This window comes from Tautonia marina, from assembly GCF_009177065.1.
GTDB lineage: Bacteria > Planctomycetota > Planctomycetia > Isosphaerales > Isosphaeraceae > Tautonia > Tautonia marina.
On record NZ_WEZF01000025.1, the window covers coordinates 1 to 17,583 of the forward strand.

The following is a 17,583-nucleotide window of genomic DNA, read 5'->3' on the forward strand; positions in this document are numbered from 1 at the left end:
ACAGCGGATCCTACCAGGCCGGGCGGGTGCGACGAGCCCACAAAGTCGCACTCCCCGGCGTGGCCGGCGCGTTGCGGCACACCCGGCCAGACTCCCGACCAAAATGGTCCGGATCCCCACCCCCGGCCCCGACAAATAGGGTGGCAGCGGCGCGGGTCTACGACTGCCGAGGGAAACTCGGCGGCCACTCTTCCTACACTTTGAAGTAGACGCTTACTGACGCGGTGGCCGGTAACTCCCGCGGCATGCGGTGAAGTGGCTACCACTCCGGCAGAGGCAAGAAATCTTCAGCGAGGGTCAATAGCGACATGAAAATCCAGAGCATCCCGAGCCACCAACCGAGCTGATCCTCCCAGGTCGGACGAGGACAACAGTCCCGGCGTATCATTGAGGGGAGCAACGCCCCGATGACGAAAAAACCCACCTTGCTGGGAAAACCGTATGCTACAAAATTCACATATATCGACATCAACTCAATCGATTTCGCCTGCGAAATCGCCATGCCGATGAAGAATGGAAGCATAACGAATACACCGAGGATACCGGCGGCATTCGCGACAAAGCCGGGCCATCTCGCCAGTCGCTTCAGAGGGGGGCGGGGCCATCGCAAGCTCAATCCCAGCGTGGTCAGTGAGCAAAGCAATATTACAGGGGTGGCGTGGAGTCGGGCGTGGAAGAGAACGGACCACTTGCCAGATTGGTCGTCGAGGTGCCTTGAGGCGGGCATAGCGAGGGCGAGACCGAGCGCGATCGCCGCGATCAGCAAGGCGATGGTTGAGAGAGTCAATCGCTGATGAACGGCTCTTTGCCTCATGAAAGACGATGCCTCACCTAGACGCACGACATGCCGGTCCGGCCCAGCGCCTGATTGCTGCAACCCCCGGAATCCCCTAGCAACCCAGCCGACGTGACTCAACGCAACGATTGAAGGCCCGCTGACGTTCCTGACGTGATGCTTAAACCCACAAGCAGTCCGGCACCAGAGAACGCCTATCATCTTATCGGTGATCGGGGAGCCCAGGAAGGAGAATCGTCTCTCATTCACTGATCGATCGGGAACAACGGCCTTCGAATGTTCCGATACGCAAATCTCCCCGGGTCGATGGCGGTGAGGCCGGGGGTGTCGACTTCGAGGATGCGGCCGGCGATGGGGGCGTAGGCGGCCTTGTAGGCGACGGCGGCCTTGGCGACGAGGATGGAGGAGGAGGAGGGGTCGAGGCCGAGGCTGGTGAGCTGGCCGAGGCTGAAGGGGGGGGTGCGGAGGGTGTTGAGGACGAGGGTGATGGGGCCGGGGAGGTCGATGACGGCGGTGGGCCCCTGGTCGTTGTGGCGACGGCCGCCGTGGCGGGGGGCGTCCTCGATCCAGGTGCCGTCGTGGAGCGATCGGACGACGCCACGGACGGGGACCGGGCCGCCGTAGTCGGGGTGGCTCCGGCCGCCGACGGGGCGCTCGAAGGGCGCGCCGGGGCCGAGGCGAGCGGCCTCGGAGACGGCGTCGGGGTCGTGGATGACGACGACGGCGCCGCGGGCCTGCTGGCGGATGAGTTCGGAGAGGATCACGGTGCCGTCGCCGGGGGTGCCGCCGCCGATGTTGTCGCCGAGGTCGACAAGGACGACGGGCGTGCGGTCGGAGGCGATCGCCAGGCGGACGGCCTCGGCGGCGTCGGGGCGGCGGGCGTCGAGGTCGTGGCGGATCGACCAGAGGCGAGCGGCGAGTTCATCGGCGGCGGCTTGCGCGAGGGAGCGGTCGCCATCGGCCACGGCGATGACGGACGAGCCCATCTCGGGCACGTCGGCATAGGGGAAGCCGCCCATCAGGCTGACCGAGAGGAGGCCGGGGTGGCGTTCGAGGGATCGGGCCTCGTTCATGAGCAAGCGCATCGGCTCGGCGCTTGTGTCCTGGCCGAGCAGGTTGACGATCATCGGCGGCTGGGCGATCGCGGTGACGGGCCGGATTTCGCCGCGGACGGTGCGGGCGATCAACTCGGCGGCGAGGAGCCCGCGCTCGCGCTGATCGACGTGGGGATAGGTCTGATAACCGACCAGAGCATCGGCGTGTTCCGCCATGAGCGGGGAGACGTTGGCGTGGAAGTCGAGCGAGCAGACGAGGGGGCGGTCGGGGCCGAGGGCGGCGCGGAGGCGGCGGAGGACCTCGCCGTCGGCGTCGAGGTGGCGGGGCGTGACCATCGCGCCGTGGAGCGCCACCAGGAGGCCATCGACGGGGAGGCGGGCGAGGGCGTCGGCGATCCGGGCGGTCACTTCGTTGAGCACGGCGTCATCGACCGGCCCGCCGGGGGTGGCCCAGGCCATCGTCGTCGGCACGGCCTCGAAGCCGAAGCGCTCGGCCCCTTCGAGGAAGCCGCCGACCTCGTGGTGGGCCTCTCGCCAGACGGGGATCAGGTCGGGGCCGTCGGCGAGGCTGCCTTCGCGGAACTGCTCAAGGCCGGTCCGGTCGGGGCTGAAGGTGTTCGACTCGTGCATCAGGCCGGCGATGGCGATGCGCATGGGGGGAGGCTCCGATGAGGGATCGGGTAAGATCGAGCGCGGTTCTTGCGTGATTGCCGAGGCCCCCTCACCCCGGCCCTCTCCCCCGTTCGGGGGAGAGGGAGACACTTTCAACCTTCTCCCCCGCGTTACGGGGGAGAGGGTGGCCGCAGGCCGGATGAGGGGGGCGATCCGCAAAGGCGATTCGAGACGCGTACGCAAGTATGGCGCTCGTCGGTGCGACGATCGCCCGAGTTTCCCCATTTGCCCGATCTCCGTCGAGGGGGAGCCGCCGACGATGCCCCGCGTGGTGCTCAACGAAACGGACCTGCATTACGAGGACGAAGGGAGCGGACTCGCGTTGCTGTTCGTCCCCGGCCTGGGAGGGACGCACCGGATGTTCGCGCCGCAGGCGGTGGCGTTTCGGGAGTCCTACCGGGTGATTCGGCCCGATCTGCGAGGCAATGGCAGGTCGGGGAGGCTCGACGGACCGATCGGGACGGTGATCGACCGCCAATGCGACGACCTGGCGAGCGTGCTGGATGCGGTCGGCGAGCGGTCGGTGGTGATGGTCGGCGTCTCGTATGGCGGGGCGGTCGCCTTGCAGTTCGCGCTGAGACACCCGGAGCGGCTCGCGGGGCTGGTGGTGGTCGATTCGTTCGGCGAGTTGCGGGCGAGCCGGCCGATGGAGGGGCTCTTGCTGCTCGGATCGTACCTGACGCTGGGGATGTACTACCTGCCCCGGCCGGTCCTGAAGGGACTGGCCGGCCTGTTCTTCCGGCGCTGGCCGACAGCGCAGGCGGCAATCCCCGAGCTGGTCGATGGCTTCCGGCCGACCGAGGCGGTCTTGCAAAGCATCGCCATGTGCCGGATCGACGCGGTTCGCCAGGCCGGGCAAATCACCTGCCCAACGCTCGGGATCGTCGGCGGGGCGACCCGCACGGCGATCCGACTGATGGAACGTGCGATCGGGCCGATTCCCGGTGCGCGGCTTGAGGTGATCCCCGAGTCGTTCGACCCGAGCAACCTCTGTCAGCCGGAGGCGTTCAACCGCCTGCTCAGCGTCTTCCTGGCGGAGATCGACCAGACCTAACGTCCTGAGGATTCAGGACGCTGGGGCACGAATGGCCCCAGCGTCCCCATCCAATCCCTTGCGGTCCTGTCCATGCCGGGGCGGTTACGAGCCGCTTCCCCCGGCATCGAGCGAATTCCTCTGGCCAGTGCGAGCGAGACGACCGATCACGCGAGGATCGGGGCAATCGGCGAGCCGTAGGACACAGGGATCGGCCGGTTGAGCTGGTCGCGCAGCTCGGTCGAGGGGTCGATGCCGAGGCAGTGGAACATGGTGGCGGAGATGTCGTCGGGCGTGCAGGGGTCGGACTTGGGATAGGCCCCCGAGGCATCCGACGCGCCGTGGACATAGCCGCGCTTCAGCCCGCCGCCGGCCATGAGGATCGTGTAGCACTGCGGCCAGTGGTCGCGGCCGGCGTCCTTGTTGATGCGGGGGGTCCGGCCGAACTCGCCGGTCCAGACGACCATCGTGTCATCGAGCAGACCGCGCTCGTCGAGGTCTTCGAGCAGGGTGGGCAGGGTCTGATCGGTGATCGGCAGGCGCGAATTGCGGAGCGTGTTGAAGTTGTCCTTGTGCGTGTCCCAACCGCCGATGTTGGGGGAGTAGTAGACAGTGACGAATCGCACGCCGGCCTCGACCAGGCGGCGGGCCATCAACACGCTCTGGCCGTAGGTGGTGCGGCCGTAGCGTTCCCGGACAGAATCCGGCTCGGAGTGAATATCGAACGCCCGCTGGGTTTCGGGAGAGGTGAGCAGGTCGAAGGCCCGCTGCTGGTAGGCGTTCATCCCCTTCACGGCGGCCAGTTGGTCGCCGAGCCGGGCGAACTGGGTCAGCTCCGAGAGCATCGCCCGCCGGTCGCCGGCGCGGTCGGTGGGGACTTCGAGCGGCAGGCTCAGTTCCTCGACCGAGAACTCCGGCTTGTTCGGATCTTTCAGAATGAACAGCGGGTCGTGCTGCTTGCCAAGAAAGCCGGCGAACTCGCCAGGGGTGCGGAACGGGCCGTCGGCGATCATCGTAGGCAAGGAGACGGCGGTGGGGATCGTCGGCGGGCTGGGGGCGAGCTTGTCGACGATCGACCCATAGGCCGGGAAGTCGGTCGCCGTGGCGTTGGCCGTCACAATATCAATGAGCGGCTTGTGACCAGTCAGGGAGTAATAGGTGGCCGAGTTGTGCGCCCCGGTCCGGTGATTGACCGATCGGACGAGACAGACCTTGTCCATCACGGTCGCCATCTTCGGCAGCAATTCGCAAACCTGGACGCCAGGGAGGTTTGAGGCGATCGGGTTGAACTCCCCTCGAATCTCGGCCGGGGCGTCGGGCTTCATGTCGAACGTGTCGTGATGACTCGCGCCGCCGAACTGGTGCAGGAAGATGACCGACTTCGCCTTGACCGGCAATCCCAGGCCCGAGCCCTCGGCCTTTAGCACATCGGCCAGGCCCAGCCCAAGCCATCCCAGAGCCCCAATCTGAAGGATCTGGCGGCGCGACGTGCGTGTCTCGAAAAACTCCCGGCAACCGATTGGCTCGTGGCGCATCGCCTTTCTCCTCCATCGTTCGGGGAATCGGCCTCGCGTTTCGGGCCTCTGCGCGTTTAATATCTTATAAACAGTCAAGGCTCGGGAAACCACCCCGATCTGATTTCGACCCGACCGACCGACCGTGAGGAGGTCATCATGACCGACCGGCCGATCCCGCCCACTCATCAATGGCTGCAGGTTGCGCTCGCCATTCTGGTGCTGATGCTCGCCTCATCTTCCGTCATCGCCGATGAGCAAGAGGCACCGCTTCGCCTGACGATCGAACCGGCCTCCCTTCACCTGGACGGAGCCCGGAGCGAGGCACAACTGATTGTCACCGGCCACTTTGCCGACGGTTCAGTGCGCGACCTGACCGCCGAAGCCGCGCTCGAAACAAGCGGGGATTCGGTGGTCAGCGTCGAGCGGGCCGGCCTCCTGCGGCCTCGGAGCAATGGCCGGTCGGAGGTCGTGGCCCGGGTCGGAGAGGTCGAAGCCTCGGCGATTGTGACGGTCGATCGGGCGGAGGTGGCCGACCCTCGGCGGTTCGAGCATGAGGTCTTGCCCGCCCTGACGAAGGCCGGGTGCAACGCGGGGGCCTGCCACGGCACCCCGACCGGCAAGGACGGCTTCCGCCTGAGCCTTCGCGGGTACGATCCGGTGCTCGATTACGCGAGCCTCGCCCGAGAGGTCGGCAACCGTCGGGTCAACCCGTTCGATCCGGAGCAAAGCCTGGTCTTGCTGAAAGGGTCGGGAGCCGTGCCGCATGAAGGAGGCGTCCGGTTCACGCCGGATGACCCGACCTATCAGATCGTCCGCGACTGGATCGCCGAGGGGCTTCGTCCCGAACCCGAGGGCTTGCCCAAACCGGTCGCCCTGGAAGTCTCGCCCGGCGACCGCGTGCTCGATCTGCCGAGCACGTCGCAACAACTGTCGGCCCGGGTGGTCTTCGACGACGGATCGAGCCGCGATGTGACCCGACTGGCCCGGTACGAGTCGTCGGATGAAACCATCGCCACGATCGAACCGGGTGGCCTCGTCCGCAAGGTCGGCACGGGGGAAACGACCATTCTGGTCAACTTCGAAACTCAGGTCGCCACCGTCCGCCTCATCTTCCGAGAGCCGCTCGACGGGTTCGCCTGGTCCGATCCTCCTGCAAACAACTTCATCGACGAGCACCTCGCCGCGAAGTGGGAACTGCTGAGGCTGACGCCCTCGGAGCTTTCTGACGATACGACCTTCCTGAGGCGCGTGTCGCTCGGCGTGACCGGCCTCCCGCCGACCCCGGAGCAGATCCGGGCCTTTGTGAGCGATTCATCACCCGAGAAGCGGGAGCGGGTGGTCGACAACCTGCTCAACAGTACCGAGTATGTCGACTTCTGGACGATGAAGTGGGCCGACCGGCTCGGGTGCAATCAGCGCTACACGGGGCACAAGGGGGCGTTCAGCTATTACCGCTGGATCCGGGACCAGGTCGCCGAGAACACGCCCTTTGATGAATTCGTCCGTTCCATTGTGACCGCAAAGGGGCCGAACTACTCGAACCCGCCCGCCAGTTTCTACCGGCGCATCCGGAACCCGGAGGAGCGGGTCGAGACGGTCAGCCAGCTCTTTCTCGGCCTCCGGCTCCAGTGCGCCAAGTGCCACAACCACGTGGCCGACCGCTGGACCCAGGACGACTACTACGGCATGGCCGCCTTCTTCAGCGAGGTGAACTACAAGAACGGCCCGCAGTTCTTCGCCCAGTATAACAAGGAAGAAACCGTCTACCTCCGCCCCGGCCGCGAGGTCCGCCAGCCCCGTACCGGCCAGGTGATGGCCCCGAAGCCGCTAGGGGCTGAACCGTCCGACATCCCCGAGGGAGGTGACCGCCGCGAGGCCCTGGCCGACTGGATCACCTCACCCGACAACCCCTTCTTCGCCAGGGCGGCCGTCAACCGCATCTGGCATCACCTGATGGGCAAGGGGATTGTCGATCCGGTCGATGACCTCCGCGCCTCGAACCCTCCCATCTCCGAGGAATTGCTCGATGCCCTGGCCGACGACTTCGTGGCCCACGGCTTCGACGTAAAGCGGACGATCCGCCTCATCTGCACGAGCCGCGCCTACCAGCTCTCGGCCGAGCCGAACACCTTCAACGCCGGGGACGACCGCTATTTCTCCCGGTCGCTCGTGGAGCTGCTCCCGGCTGAGGTCCTGCTCGACGCCATCTCCCAGGCCACCGGCGTGGATGAACAGCTGTTCCACCTTCCCCCCGGGACGCGGGCGGTCGAGGTTCCCGACGGCGAGTTCAATCACCCGTTCCTGCGGACGTTCGGCCAGCCCTTGCGGTCGGAAGCGTGCGAATGTGAACGCGAGGAAGATTCCACGCTTGAACAGGCGTTGCAACTCGTCGGCGGTCGTACGGTCCACCGCAAGGTCAGCGCCGAGGAGAACCGGATCGGCCGCCTGATGGCCTCGGGGGCCGACGATGCAAGCGTGATCGAGGAACTCTTCCTCGCCACCCTCTGCCGCTTCCCGACCGAGAGCGAGACGGCCCTGGCCCTCGATCGGCTCGACGCCGTCACCGACGACGCCGACCGCCGCCGGGTGGCCGAGGACCTGCTCTGGTCGTTGCTCAACCACCCGGAATTTTTGTTCCGGCATTGATCGATCAATCCGGCGCGGGCGACTCCAGGACCGGATCGCCCGGTTTCGCGGGGCGTGGTTGATCATCGGGCAGGGGGTAGATGATGTCCCCCTGCCCGATTTGATTGCGCGGCAGGACGAAGGCCCCGCGCTGATCCACCGCATCGGGCCCGATGCTGTAGAGCACGATGACCGGCATCCCGCTCGGCGAGGGTCCGCGCGGGGCCCCCAGCAACCAGTTCAGCGAGCCGATGACGTGCAACGCATCGGTCGATGACCCGACGTAGCCGAACGACTGGCCGGGCTTGTACGGGTCGTCGGGCAGGCGGTCGAGTTCCGACGGCACGAGGTCCTGGAGCCGGTCGGGCCACTGGCCGTCGTGCTCAAGCTGCCAGGCCCGCAGGGCGAAGATCTGGACCAGGGCGCGCCGATCGACCTCGTTCTGGTCATTCGCCCGGATCATCGGGGCGAGCATCGGGGGGAGGAGTTGCTCGGCCAGGGGAGACGCCTCCAGCAGTTGCGCCTCGCGTTGCACACGGTATGGCTCGTAAATCACCGAGCGGAACGGCCCCCGATCCAACCCGATGCGCCAGTCGCCAAGCACCGTCCGCAGCACCCGCCGCGCCCGCTCGATCTCCCAGGGGGTGCTGATGGCCCCCGTCCAGGCGGCGATTTCAGGGGTGACGCTCCCCTGAGATCGTGAAGGCGTGTTGCTCCGTGCCAGGCCATCCCGCAAGGTCTCGCGCGGGAGGTCGAGCGTCTGCTCGGCGACCACCTGCTCGGTCGCGATCACGAGCAGGGGATCGGGCGGAGGATCGAGCGCTTGAAACGATTGGAGCGCGTTGCGAAGCAGCTCGGGCGTCTGTCGCTCGCTCATCGCCCAGTTCATCGCCCGGCGCAGAGTTTGTTCCTCGATGTGTAGGAGGAGGGACGCATTCCTTGCCGTCCGGGGTTCGAACGACTGGCGAGACATGCGAAAGAGGGTGAGCAAATCCTCCCACGCGCCGTCCATGTCGCCGATCTGCCGGCGTCGATCAGCCACCACTTGGAGGAGTTGGGCCGGTATCACCGGATCGAATTCCGAGTCGCTCCCCCCGAAGGCAGTGCGCCCGTCCAGCCAACCGAACCGGACGAACGGGCGATTACTGGCGCGTCGGGCAAATTCAATGGCTTCGGCATGAGCAGCGATCCAGGTCTGTGCATCGGGTAGGCGATCGAGATCCTCGCTGCTGAGAATCATCGGCCGGCCCATCCCCTCGGCCATCACGCGATCCAACTGGACCGCCCTGAACGCGATCTCGGCCTTGCGGTAGAGTGGGCCGGCGTCATCCCCCTTGTCTGCCTGGGACACGGTGAGTTGAGAACGAAGATCCGCGGGTAAGGGGCCGGGGTCGGGCATCGACCAGGCGCGCAGGCCGACGTACAGGGGGAGCAACGTCCCCACGAACAGAAGCACCAGTCCCCCCAGGCGAAGCCACCGCGACGCCCCCGGCCGGTCGAGCATCCAGGGGCCCGTCCAGGCCCACGATACCGCGAGCAAGGCCAGGGGCAAGACGATCGTCCACCGGGGATCGAGCAACCGGATGTCGATCATGATCCCGACCGGCACGATCAAGGCCACCAGCAGCACCACGCCGATCAGGGCCGCCGTGATCCCCCGCCGAATCGCCATGCCGCAGAGCAATCCCACCGAGAAGCTCGCCAGGGTCAGGCCCAGGTAGACCACCGTTGCATCGACCAATTCGAGAGTCGGCCTCGGTCCGACGGCGAGGAGAAACAAGCTTAGGAGAACCCAGATCATCATGAGTCCCACCCCCCAGACCGCCAACTTGATCGGCCAGACGATGGCCGGGCGGACCCCGTGATGGGTCAGGAGCAGGAACGACCGGCCACGCTGCTCGGCGTGGAACACCCCCACGCCCGCCAGCAACGCCACCACGGGGCAGAGGAAGAGCGCCAGGCCGAACGGATCCAGGCCGTAGATCACATCGGCCGCGAGCCACCCCAGCACCGGGACCCCCAGGCCCAGCAGCGCCAGGTACTGCCATGCCGATCGCGCCTCCCGCGATGCCTGCCAGGCAAGGCTGGCCAGGGTCCGGGTCCAGGACGACCCGGAGGAAGCACGAATGGACATGGGATCGCTCGGCGACGCGACGGAGTGTTCCATGCGCGGTGGTTCCGTTCGAACACCACCCCAGGAGCGATGCGGCGGCCCGGAGGCGAGGAAGATCACTCGGGAGAGTCCGGCAGTGGCAATCGCGATCCACAGTCGGATCGGCGTCGAGGCTGGCATCAAGATCGTCGGAGTCGATTCGCCAATCACCGGCGCCAGCGCGGGCAAGAGCAGGAGCAAGCAACATGCCGCTACCGCCGCCGCCGCCAGCACGTTCGGCACGAGGGCCGACCAGAACAATCCCCAACCGATCGCCTCCAGAATCAGAGCAAGCACCAGGGCCAGGGCTCCGAGCGTCGCTCCCATCCCTCCGAGTCGATCGAATGCCCCGGCACTCACCTGCGTGGCCGCGACCAGCAGCAAGACAAGCGTCAACGCCAGCGACGAGACGACCGCAAACGACGCCTTGGCATCCCAGAGGCGCGCCCTCGGCGCCGGAAGCGTATCCAGTAGGCGCAAGGTCCCGTTCTCGCGCTCGCCGGCGATCGCGGCCGTCGCAATGGCCAGGGCATACAGGCCGGAGAACAGGATCGCGAAACCCCAGATGCTCGTATCGATCCCGTCCTCATTGGGCAAGTAGCGACCGGCCAGCAGAAAGCCGACCAGCGCCATCACCGCGATCGCCACCCAGGCCGGGCCGAACTGCCGGGCGTCTTTCCACCAGAGCCGAGCAAGCATGAGCGGGCCTCCCTCAATCAGGTCAACGTTTGAACAAACAGGAACCCGATCAGGCCACATGAACCTCGGACGGAGAACCGGTAGGCGTCGGCCGACGCGATCGCATGTAACCAAGATAAATGTCTTCGAGCGTGGGAACTTCGATTTCAACCGACTCGACCCCCGGCAAGGCCCGCAGCGCTTCGCAGGCGGCCCGATCACGAGCCCGGACCAGCCAGTGAGCCTGGCGAGGAGCGTCGGCCGCGTCGATCAGTTCGATGGGCAGATGATCGGGAGGGGCGTCCGGATGGGAACGATCGCCAAAGGTCAGCGCCAGCAAGAAGGTCCGCGACCGAAGCTGATCGAGCGGCTCGGCCAGCAGCAGCTTCCCGCCGTGGATCAGGGCCACGTGGCTCGCCACCCGCTCCACCTCGGCAAGCTGATGGCTGGAGAGCAAGACCGTGCGGCCCGACCCGGCCAGGTCCACCATCTGCTCCAAAAACTCGCGGCGGACCATCACATCCAGGCCCGAGGTCGGTTCGTCAAGGATCAACAACCCCGGATCGCCCGCCAGGGCGAGCGAGAGGCTGACCTTGGCCCGCATTCCCTTGGACAAGGTCTTGATCTTGCGAGTTGGGGGCAGGGCGAATCCCCGGATCAGGTCGTTGAACCGCGACTCATACCCGACCGACCCACCGGGGCCTTCGGTGTGGAACCCGGCGGCAAACCAGCCGATCTCGGCCGGGGTCATCCAGTCGTAAAGGGCCGGGACCTCGGGCACGTAGCCAACGCGGCGCCGCACGGCCAGGCCCTCTCGGCTCGGGTCGAGCCCCAGCACGCGGGTCTGGCCGGCGTCGGGGGCGAGCAGGCCGAGCAGAACCTGAATGGTCGTCGTCTTGCCCGCGCCGTTCTCGCCCAGCAGGCCGAAGACCGCCCCCTCGGGCACGTCGAGCGAGAGGTCATAAACCGCCGTCACTCCTCGGAATTGCTTCACGAGGCGATCGATTCGGATGGCCGCATCCTGTTGCGTCATGACTGTGCCCCCTCGTGTTTGGCCGCGATGCCGGACTCACGCCACTGGTCGTGCAAGATCCGTTCAATTTCCGATGGTTCCAGCCCGCTCCGCCTCGCCTCGTCGATCGCCGCTCGGAGGCGATCGCGGACGTAGGCCCGGCGGGACGCCTGGCAACGCTCGGGAGCCTCGGCGGTCACGCTCAGGCCGGTGCCTCGAACCGCATCGAGCAGCCCTTCGGCCTGAAGCTCCCGATAGGCCCGCGCCACCGTGTTCGGATTGACCACCAACTGCTTCGCCAGTTCGCGGACGGAAGGGACCAGCTCACCCGGCCGCAAAGCCCCAGACGCCACCGCGAACCGCACCCGATCGGCAATCTGAGCGTAAATTGCCCGATCATCCCCCGGGATCAGGCCGAGTAAGAGCATCGCTCAGGCCCTCCGTTCTGGTGTATTATTGAACTCACACACTATAGCGCCGACGCGGCCGTGAATCAAGGGGGAATTCGAGCGGGGGGTTTTCGTTACCCGGATCGAATCGGTTCGGAACAAAGGCTTATCTTCATTTTTTCAATCAAACGAGACCGGTGAATCCGGTGCAAGTTTCTGGGACGGAGGGAGCGACCGAGGGGATTCCTGGGCTGATCGGGGCGTTCGCTCGGTCAGAATACGCCCTTGCTCCAGCCGGAACCGACAGTCGGCGAGGAGGTCGGCTTCCTCTGGGTTGTGAGTCACATGCAGGGTGGTGACCCGTGTCGTGCGCTGGATGGTTTGAAGCAGTTCGATTTGTTGCGATCGCGTCTCGGCATCGAGCGCGCTGAGCGGTTCGTCAAGACACAACACCCGAGGTTGAAAGGAAAGGGCTCTCCCGATCGCGACGCGCTGACGTTCGCCACCGCTGAGCCCTCGGGGCAAGCGATCGAGCAGGTGGGCGATCCCCAGCAGTTCCGCCAGCAACTCCACGCGCTGGCGGATCTGGATCGAACCGACTCGGCGGATCTGGAGCGCGAATTCCAGGTGTTCTCGAACCGTCATGCCGGCGAACAGGGCCCCATCCTGGGGAACATAGCCGACCCCCCTCGCGGCCGGATTCTGATAAGTCACCTCGGCCCCATGCAGCAGAATGCGCCCCCCATGAACCTTCCGCAGACCGATGATTGCCTCCAGGATCGTGGTTTTCCCGCATCCGGTTCGCCCCATCAACACCCCGTAATCTCCTGAGGGAACCTCAAGAGACACGTCCTGCAACCGAAAGGCTCCGGCACGAATGCAGAGGCGATCAATCGTAATCATGCAACACCACGTCCGCGAACCAGAAAAAGGCCACCTCGCAAGCTCATCGCGTGAATCCGGCCGCGTTGTGGTCGCCCCAGAGCCGGGTCACGGCGAGGACGGCAATGGCCACCGCGACCATGATCAACGAGACGGCCACCGCCATTTCCAGGTCACCGACGTTCATCTCCAGGAAGACGGTCGTGGAGAGGACCTCGGTTTTCATCCGGGTCGCCCCGGCGAAAATCAGCAAGGGGCCGAACTCACCAAGCGATCGCGCCCACGCCAGCGTAAACGCCGTCATCATTCCGCGTCCGGCTTCGGGCAGGACCACCCGGCTGAATGCCTGGGCCCGGCTGCATCCCAGGGCAATCGCAACAGCCTCACAACGCGGGTCAATTTGATCAAACGTTGCCTTCATCGTCCGCACGGCAAAGGCCGCGGCCACGGAAAATTGGGCCAGGATGACTGCGGGAATCTGATACACCACCGATCGTGCCACGAGGGAAAATGGCGGAAACTGAAAAAGGATCAACAGGCTCAGTCCAATCACCAACGGGGGCAGAATAATCGGGATATCCAGAATTGCATCCAACACCCGACGTCCCGGAAACCGATGCCGCGCGATCAAGTAACCCAGCGGCACCGCCACGAGGACCGACAGCACTGCGGACAGGGTGCAGGAGATCAGGCTCAGCCAGATCGAATAACGAATCTTCGGATCGGCCAGGGCCCTACCGATCGGTCCCTCACGCCAGAAGCCGTCCCAAAGACTTGAAGAATCCGTCATCGCCCGCGATGTTTGCTGCGCCATGTAGGTGCCGTCAGCCAGCAGCATGGCAACAATCAGGATCACATACGTGGACCCGATGAAGCTCAGGGCGAGAAAAAAACCCAGGTTCGCCACGATCAGGCTCATCGCTCCCGGTTGCCGCCCCAGGGGTGAACCCTCCCCATGAACCCGAGCGGCCGTCGGCTCAATCGACACGAGCAGCGTCCTCGGCTTCAGGGGTGGTGGCGATCGGTGAGGGGCGATTCAGCAGGAACTCGAACCCGGCCGCCGTGAAGGCTTCGGGGCTGGACGTCACCCGATTGTAGAGGCGCCGGGAGAGGGCCTTGTGATCGCTGTTCCGAGCAATGCTCAGGGGTTGAATCGCCTGGTTCAACGTGGAATCGATCCGAACCACGTCGATGGCATCCTGGCTTGCCAGGGTGTCGCAATGATAGGCAATGGCGGCATCGACGTGGCCGGTCACCACATCGGGAACAAGCAAGGCGGACGACGACTTCTCGACGACGACCTCGCCCGGCTGCCCTTGCTTCTCCTTGAGCCGATCGTAGAGTCCTTCCCTGGCGAGCAGGCGGCGAGTCAAGGCGCCGATGGTACACTGGTCGGGCTGGCCGACGGCAACGCGAACCCCAGGCTCAAGCAGGTTGTCAAGCGTGGAGACCTTCGTGTTTCCTTTCGGAACGACGATCACGATCTCAGTCGACGACACCGAAGCGGCATCCTGAAACCATTCCTTGACGTTTTCCAGATAGTACTCATCGCACGCCATGTAAATATCAGGAAAGCCAAGATCAGTCCGCTGATCGTCGATCGTCTTCATGCGGCCGGTGAGAATGCCACAACCGTCGTAGATCGTGTTCACCTCGACCCCTTCCCGGGCGGCAAACTCCTGAACGATCGTCTCAACGGCCTTGCGATTCACGGCGCCGCAGAAAAAGGTAATTTGCGGCCGATCGGCCCAGACGTCTCCCTCAACGGGTTGCAAACCGGCCTCCTTGAACACCGGCAAGCCGCGATCGCGGGCCGTCAGATACCGAGCGAACTTCAGGGCAGCGGTTGGCTGTCGAGAGGCGTGCAAAACGGCCACACTGACGAGGTTGGGCGGCCCATCCAGCTCGGGCAGGGAAATCGGGTCCAAATCGTCGCGATAGCCGGAGGCCTTTGCGGTGAAGTCCCAGACGATCCCCACATCGGCCGCGCCCACTTTCACGTCGTTGGCCACGTCGTTTACTGTCGGCTTGAAGACGCCAGAGCGTGTGACCTGCTCCTCCAGACGATCCCACCGCGTCCCTTCGCCGTCGGCCTGTCCTTCGAGGACCTGACGTACTGCTCGACCAACCGCGGCCTGATCGGGGCTGGGCATCGAAACGGTCAGATCGTCCCGGAGGAGGTCGTCGAACGACTCGACCCCCTTGGGGTTTCCTTCACGCACGACGACCACGAGACGCATCTCGGCGATCGGCAGCACCTCGGCCGCCAGACCACGATCGACCGCCTCTTGCGTGTAGAAATCATCACCCGCGAGATAGAGGTCGGCGGAGTCGAATTTGTTGATCTCGATCTGATTGAGCAAGGTATTCGAGCCGCCGTACTGCAAGTCCACCTCGACCCCGGTTTCGTCGGTATAGGCTCGGGCAACGCGTTCGACGGGCTCTCGGAGTCCGGCGGCGCAGAACATGGTGATGCGATCGGCGGCGGGTTCCTCGCCCGGCCCACCCATCCAGAGAAGGCCGATCAGGGCGGCAATCAGGGCCACGGCTCCCAGTACCAACCCCCAGAGACTGCTGATTCGACCCCATCGACCGCGATGACCAGCATCAGAACGGCATCTCACAGGACCCATGACCTCACTCACCAGGAGAAGGAATATCAAGATGAAAACGCGGACGCCTGCCGATCCATCAGGCGATCGCCGACTCGGAGACTCGGGAGCCATCTTGCATTCGGATCTCGAGATCCGCGTGTTCCGCCGCCAGCGGGTCGTGAGTGACCAGCAAGACCCCGCCGCCTTGCTTGGCGAAATCGACCAGCACACTGAGCACGATGTCGGCGTTCTCTCGGTCGAGGTTGCCGGTCGGCTCGTCGGCCAGAATCAGGCTTGGGCGATTCAGCAACGCACGAGCCAGAGCGGTGCGCTGGCGTTCTCCGCTACTCAGCTCGACGGGCAGGTGATCGCGACGAGAAGCAAGGCCGAAGCGCTCGATCAACTCCTCGGCCCGACCACGAGCCCCCTCGGTGGCGTTGGCAAGCGTCGGGGCGAGCACATTGTCGAGGACGCTCAGATACGGCACCAGGTGAAACTGCTGGAAGACGAACCCGAGATGACGCGCCCGGAACACGGCCCTCGCGTCAGGCGAAAGGGCGTACGGATCCTCTCCGTTCACCAGAACCGAGCCACGATCCGGGCGCAGCAAGCCGCCGGCCATCAACAACAAGGTCGATTTGCCGCAGCCGCTTGGGCCGCGAACGGCGAGGAACTGGCCGGGCTCGATCGCGAGCGAGACCTCCTGGACGGCCCGGACGGTCCCCTGCGGCCCTCGAAACGACTTGCTGACATCGGTCATGGAAAGCAACATGAGCACCACTCAATCAGCGTGAAGCACGGTGGCCGGGTCTCGACGGCTGACGAGAATCGCCGGGAGCCAGCTGGCGACGACCGACAGCAAGGGGGCGAACAGCAACGAGAACACCAGCACCACGGCAAACGAGCCCGTTCCGTTCAGCTCTCGAAGGCCGACCGTCGTCGAGGTCCCTTGCCCGACCCAAAGCCCGATCACCAGACCGAGCAAGGCCCCGAGGATCGCCCCTCCCAGCCCAACCAACACCGCCTTGGTCAGAAATGCCGTGAGAATTTGACGCGACCGCAGGCCGATGGCCCGGAGAATGCCGATCTCGCCGCTACGCTGGCGGGCATTGCCGAACGCAAGCAACCCGACCCAGACCGCCGCGGCCAGCACAGCAAAAGGGACGAGTACGCCCGCAAATTGTTCCCTCCTGCGCTCGATCTCGGCCCGGCCAGCGGCCTCGTGTTGCAAGGCGTCGTCTCCGGCGCGTAATTCCTGTTCGAGCGCCTGCTCGGCGGTCTCCTTGGCCTGGGTGCGAGCCTCGGCCCGAGCCAGGGCCTGTGAGTACCGTTCGATCACCTTCGTGCCGGGCAAGATCGCGCTGATCTCCGCCCGAATCATGGCCAGACGATCCCCTGCGCAATCACATTCGAGCGCCAGGATTGCGTGAATCAGATTCTCCAGCCCAAGCAGCTCCTGGGCCTGGCCCAGATCGATCCAGATTGTCACGTCGTCACTCGATCCGCGCGGAGGGTGCAAGGTCGAGATGGTGAACTCCTTGCCCATCAAGGTGACGCGGTCCCCTTCCGAAAGGCCGAGACGCTGGTGAATCTCGGAACCGACCACCATCTTGCCGGGCTCGACGGCATCAAGGAGTGGTTTCTTGAGCCCTCGATGCATGATCGGCACCTCGCCTCGTGTGCCGGTGAGAATCACGTCGAGGTCGTGTTCGTCCCAGTGAATCCGCTGCGTGACGCTCGGCAAGAGATGGTTGACGGTCACGATATCGGAATTGGCCAGGCGATCGACGTAGTTCTCGGGCATCGTCTCGGACAGGGTGCCGTCGAGGTGGAGTTCGGTCAGGTCCTGACCTTCGGGAAGAATCAGGACGTTGAAGCCGAGCCCGAGCATCGACTTGCGGATCTCGTCCTGCAAGGCCGCGCCGGCCTGTTCGACCTCGGCCCGGCGATCGGCCACCCGCTGCTCGATCTCGGCCTGCTTGCGGCCGAGGATGTCGGCTGTGACCACGCGATCGAGTCTCAGCAGGGTTTCGGAACCAACCACGCACGCCACGGCGACCGCCACCGAAACCATCGACAGCACGAAATTGAGCTTCCGATGGCCGATCTCACGAAGCACCAGATGATGAAGGGTCATGACCGTTCAATCCTCACAATCGACCAAACCATTCGAGAGAC

At 65.2% G+C, this 17,583-nt stretch carries 13 protein-coding genes; 3 read left to right on the forward strand and 10 right to left on the reverse strand.

What is annotated here, in order from left to right:
- The first annotated feature begins 407 nt into the window (after positions 1-407).
- Positions 408-794 carry a hypothetical protein gene (locus GA615_RS23415; protein ID WP_152053762.1) on the forward strand — a complete coding sequence of 129 codons (387 nt, stop codon included), beginning with the start codon at positions 408-410 and terminating at the stop codon, positions 792-794.
- Between the two features lie 247 nt (positions 795-1,041).
- On the opposite strand, the gene GA615_RS23420 is transcribed toward GA615_RS23415, so the two are convergent.
- On the reverse strand, positions 1,042-2,505 hold the full coding sequence (locus GA615_RS23420; protein ID WP_152053763.1) for a M81 family metallopeptidase: 1,464 nt from the start codon (positions 2,503-2,505) through the stop codon (positions 1,042-1,044).
- Between the two features lie 277 nt (positions 2,506-2,782).
- Here GA615_RS23420 and GA615_RS23425 point away from each other — a divergent pair, with 277 nt between their 5' ends.
- Positions 2,783-3,577 carry an alpha/beta fold hydrolase gene (locus tag GA615_RS23425; RefSeq protein WP_161602509.1) on the forward strand — a complete coding sequence of 265 codons (795 nt, stop codon included), beginning with the start codon at positions 2,783-2,785 and terminating at the stop codon, positions 3,575-3,577.
- Between the two features lie 146 nt (positions 3,578-3,723).
- Here the strand turns inward: GA615_RS23425 and GA615_RS23430 are convergent, their stop codons facing one another.
- Positions 3,724-5,091, reverse strand: coding sequence for a DUF1501 domain-containing protein (locus GA615_RS23430; protein WP_152053765.1), 1,368 nt, complete (start codon positions 5,089-5,091; stop codon positions 3,724-3,726).
- A gap of 138 nt (positions 5,092-5,229) precedes the next feature.
- Here GA615_RS23430 and GA615_RS23435 point away from each other — a divergent pair, with 138 nt between their 5' ends.
- The gene (locus GA615_RS23435) at positions 5,230-7,719 is read left to right on the forward strand and encodes a DUF1549 domain-containing protein (protein ID WP_152053766.1); all 2,490 of its coding nucleotides are present in this window, start codon (positions 5,230-5,232) and stop codon (positions 7,717-7,719) included.
- A 4-nt stretch (positions 7,720-7,723) separates the two neighbouring features.
- Here GA615_RS23435 and GA615_RS23440 read toward each other — a convergent pair whose 3' ends face one another.
- The 8 genes from GA615_RS23440 to GA615_RS23475 all read right to left on the reverse strand — a co-directional run bounded on the left by GA615_RS23440 (position 7,724) and on the right by GA615_RS23475 (position 17,542).
- Positions 7,724-10,549, reverse strand: coding sequence for an ABC transporter permease subunit (locus tag GA615_RS23440; protein WP_161602510.1), 2,826 nt, complete (start codon positions 10,547-10,549; stop codon positions 7,724-7,726).
- 49 nt (positions 10,550-10,598) lie between these two features.
- Positions 10,599-11,561 (reverse strand): ABC transporter ATP-binding protein, encoded by a 963-nt coding sequence (locus tag GA615_RS23445; RefSeq protein ID WP_152053768.1) that lies wholly within the window; start codon positions 11,559-11,561, stop codon positions 10,599-10,601.
- Positions 11,558-11,968 carry a GntR family transcriptional regulator gene (locus GA615_RS23450; RefSeq protein WP_152053769.1) on the reverse strand — a complete coding sequence of 137 codons (411 nt, stop codon included), beginning with the start codon at positions 11,966-11,968 and terminating at the stop codon, positions 11,558-11,560. The genes GA615_RS23445 and GA615_RS23450 overlap by 4 nt, the downstream gene beginning before the upstream one ends.
- A 141-nt stretch (positions 11,969-12,109) precedes the next feature.
- A complete protein-coding gene (locus tag GA615_RS23455; protein ID WP_152053770.1) occupies positions 12,110-12,832 on the reverse strand; it encodes an ATP-binding cassette domain-containing protein in 723 nt (240 codons plus the stop codon).
- 43 nt (positions 12,833-12,875) lie between these two features.
- Positions 12,876-13,799 carry an ABC transporter permease gene (locus GA615_RS23460; RefSeq protein ID WP_201750296.1) on the reverse strand — a complete coding sequence of 308 codons (924 nt, stop codon included), beginning with the start codon at positions 13,797-13,799 and terminating at the stop codon, positions 12,876-12,878.
- Positions 13,789-15,435, reverse strand: a complete 1,647-nt coding sequence (gene modA, locus GA615_RS23465) for a molybdate ABC transporter substrate-binding protein (RefSeq protein WP_161602511.1) — start codon at positions 15,433-15,435, stop codon at positions 13,789-13,791. The genes GA615_RS23460 and modA overlap by 11 nt, the downstream gene beginning before the upstream one ends.
- 67 nt (positions 15,436-15,502) lie before the next feature.
- Complete coding sequence (locus GA615_RS23470; protein WP_152053772.1) at positions 15,503-16,177, reverse strand: ABC transporter ATP-binding protein; 675 nt, start codon at positions 16,175-16,177, stop codon at positions 15,503-15,505.
- Between the two features lie 9 nt (positions 16,178-16,186).
- Entirely contained in the window at positions 16,187-17,542 is a 1,356-nt protein-coding gene (locus tag GA615_RS23475; protein ID WP_152053773.1) for an ABC transporter permease, read from the reverse strand.
- Positions 17,543-17,583 lie beyond the last annotated feature (41 nt).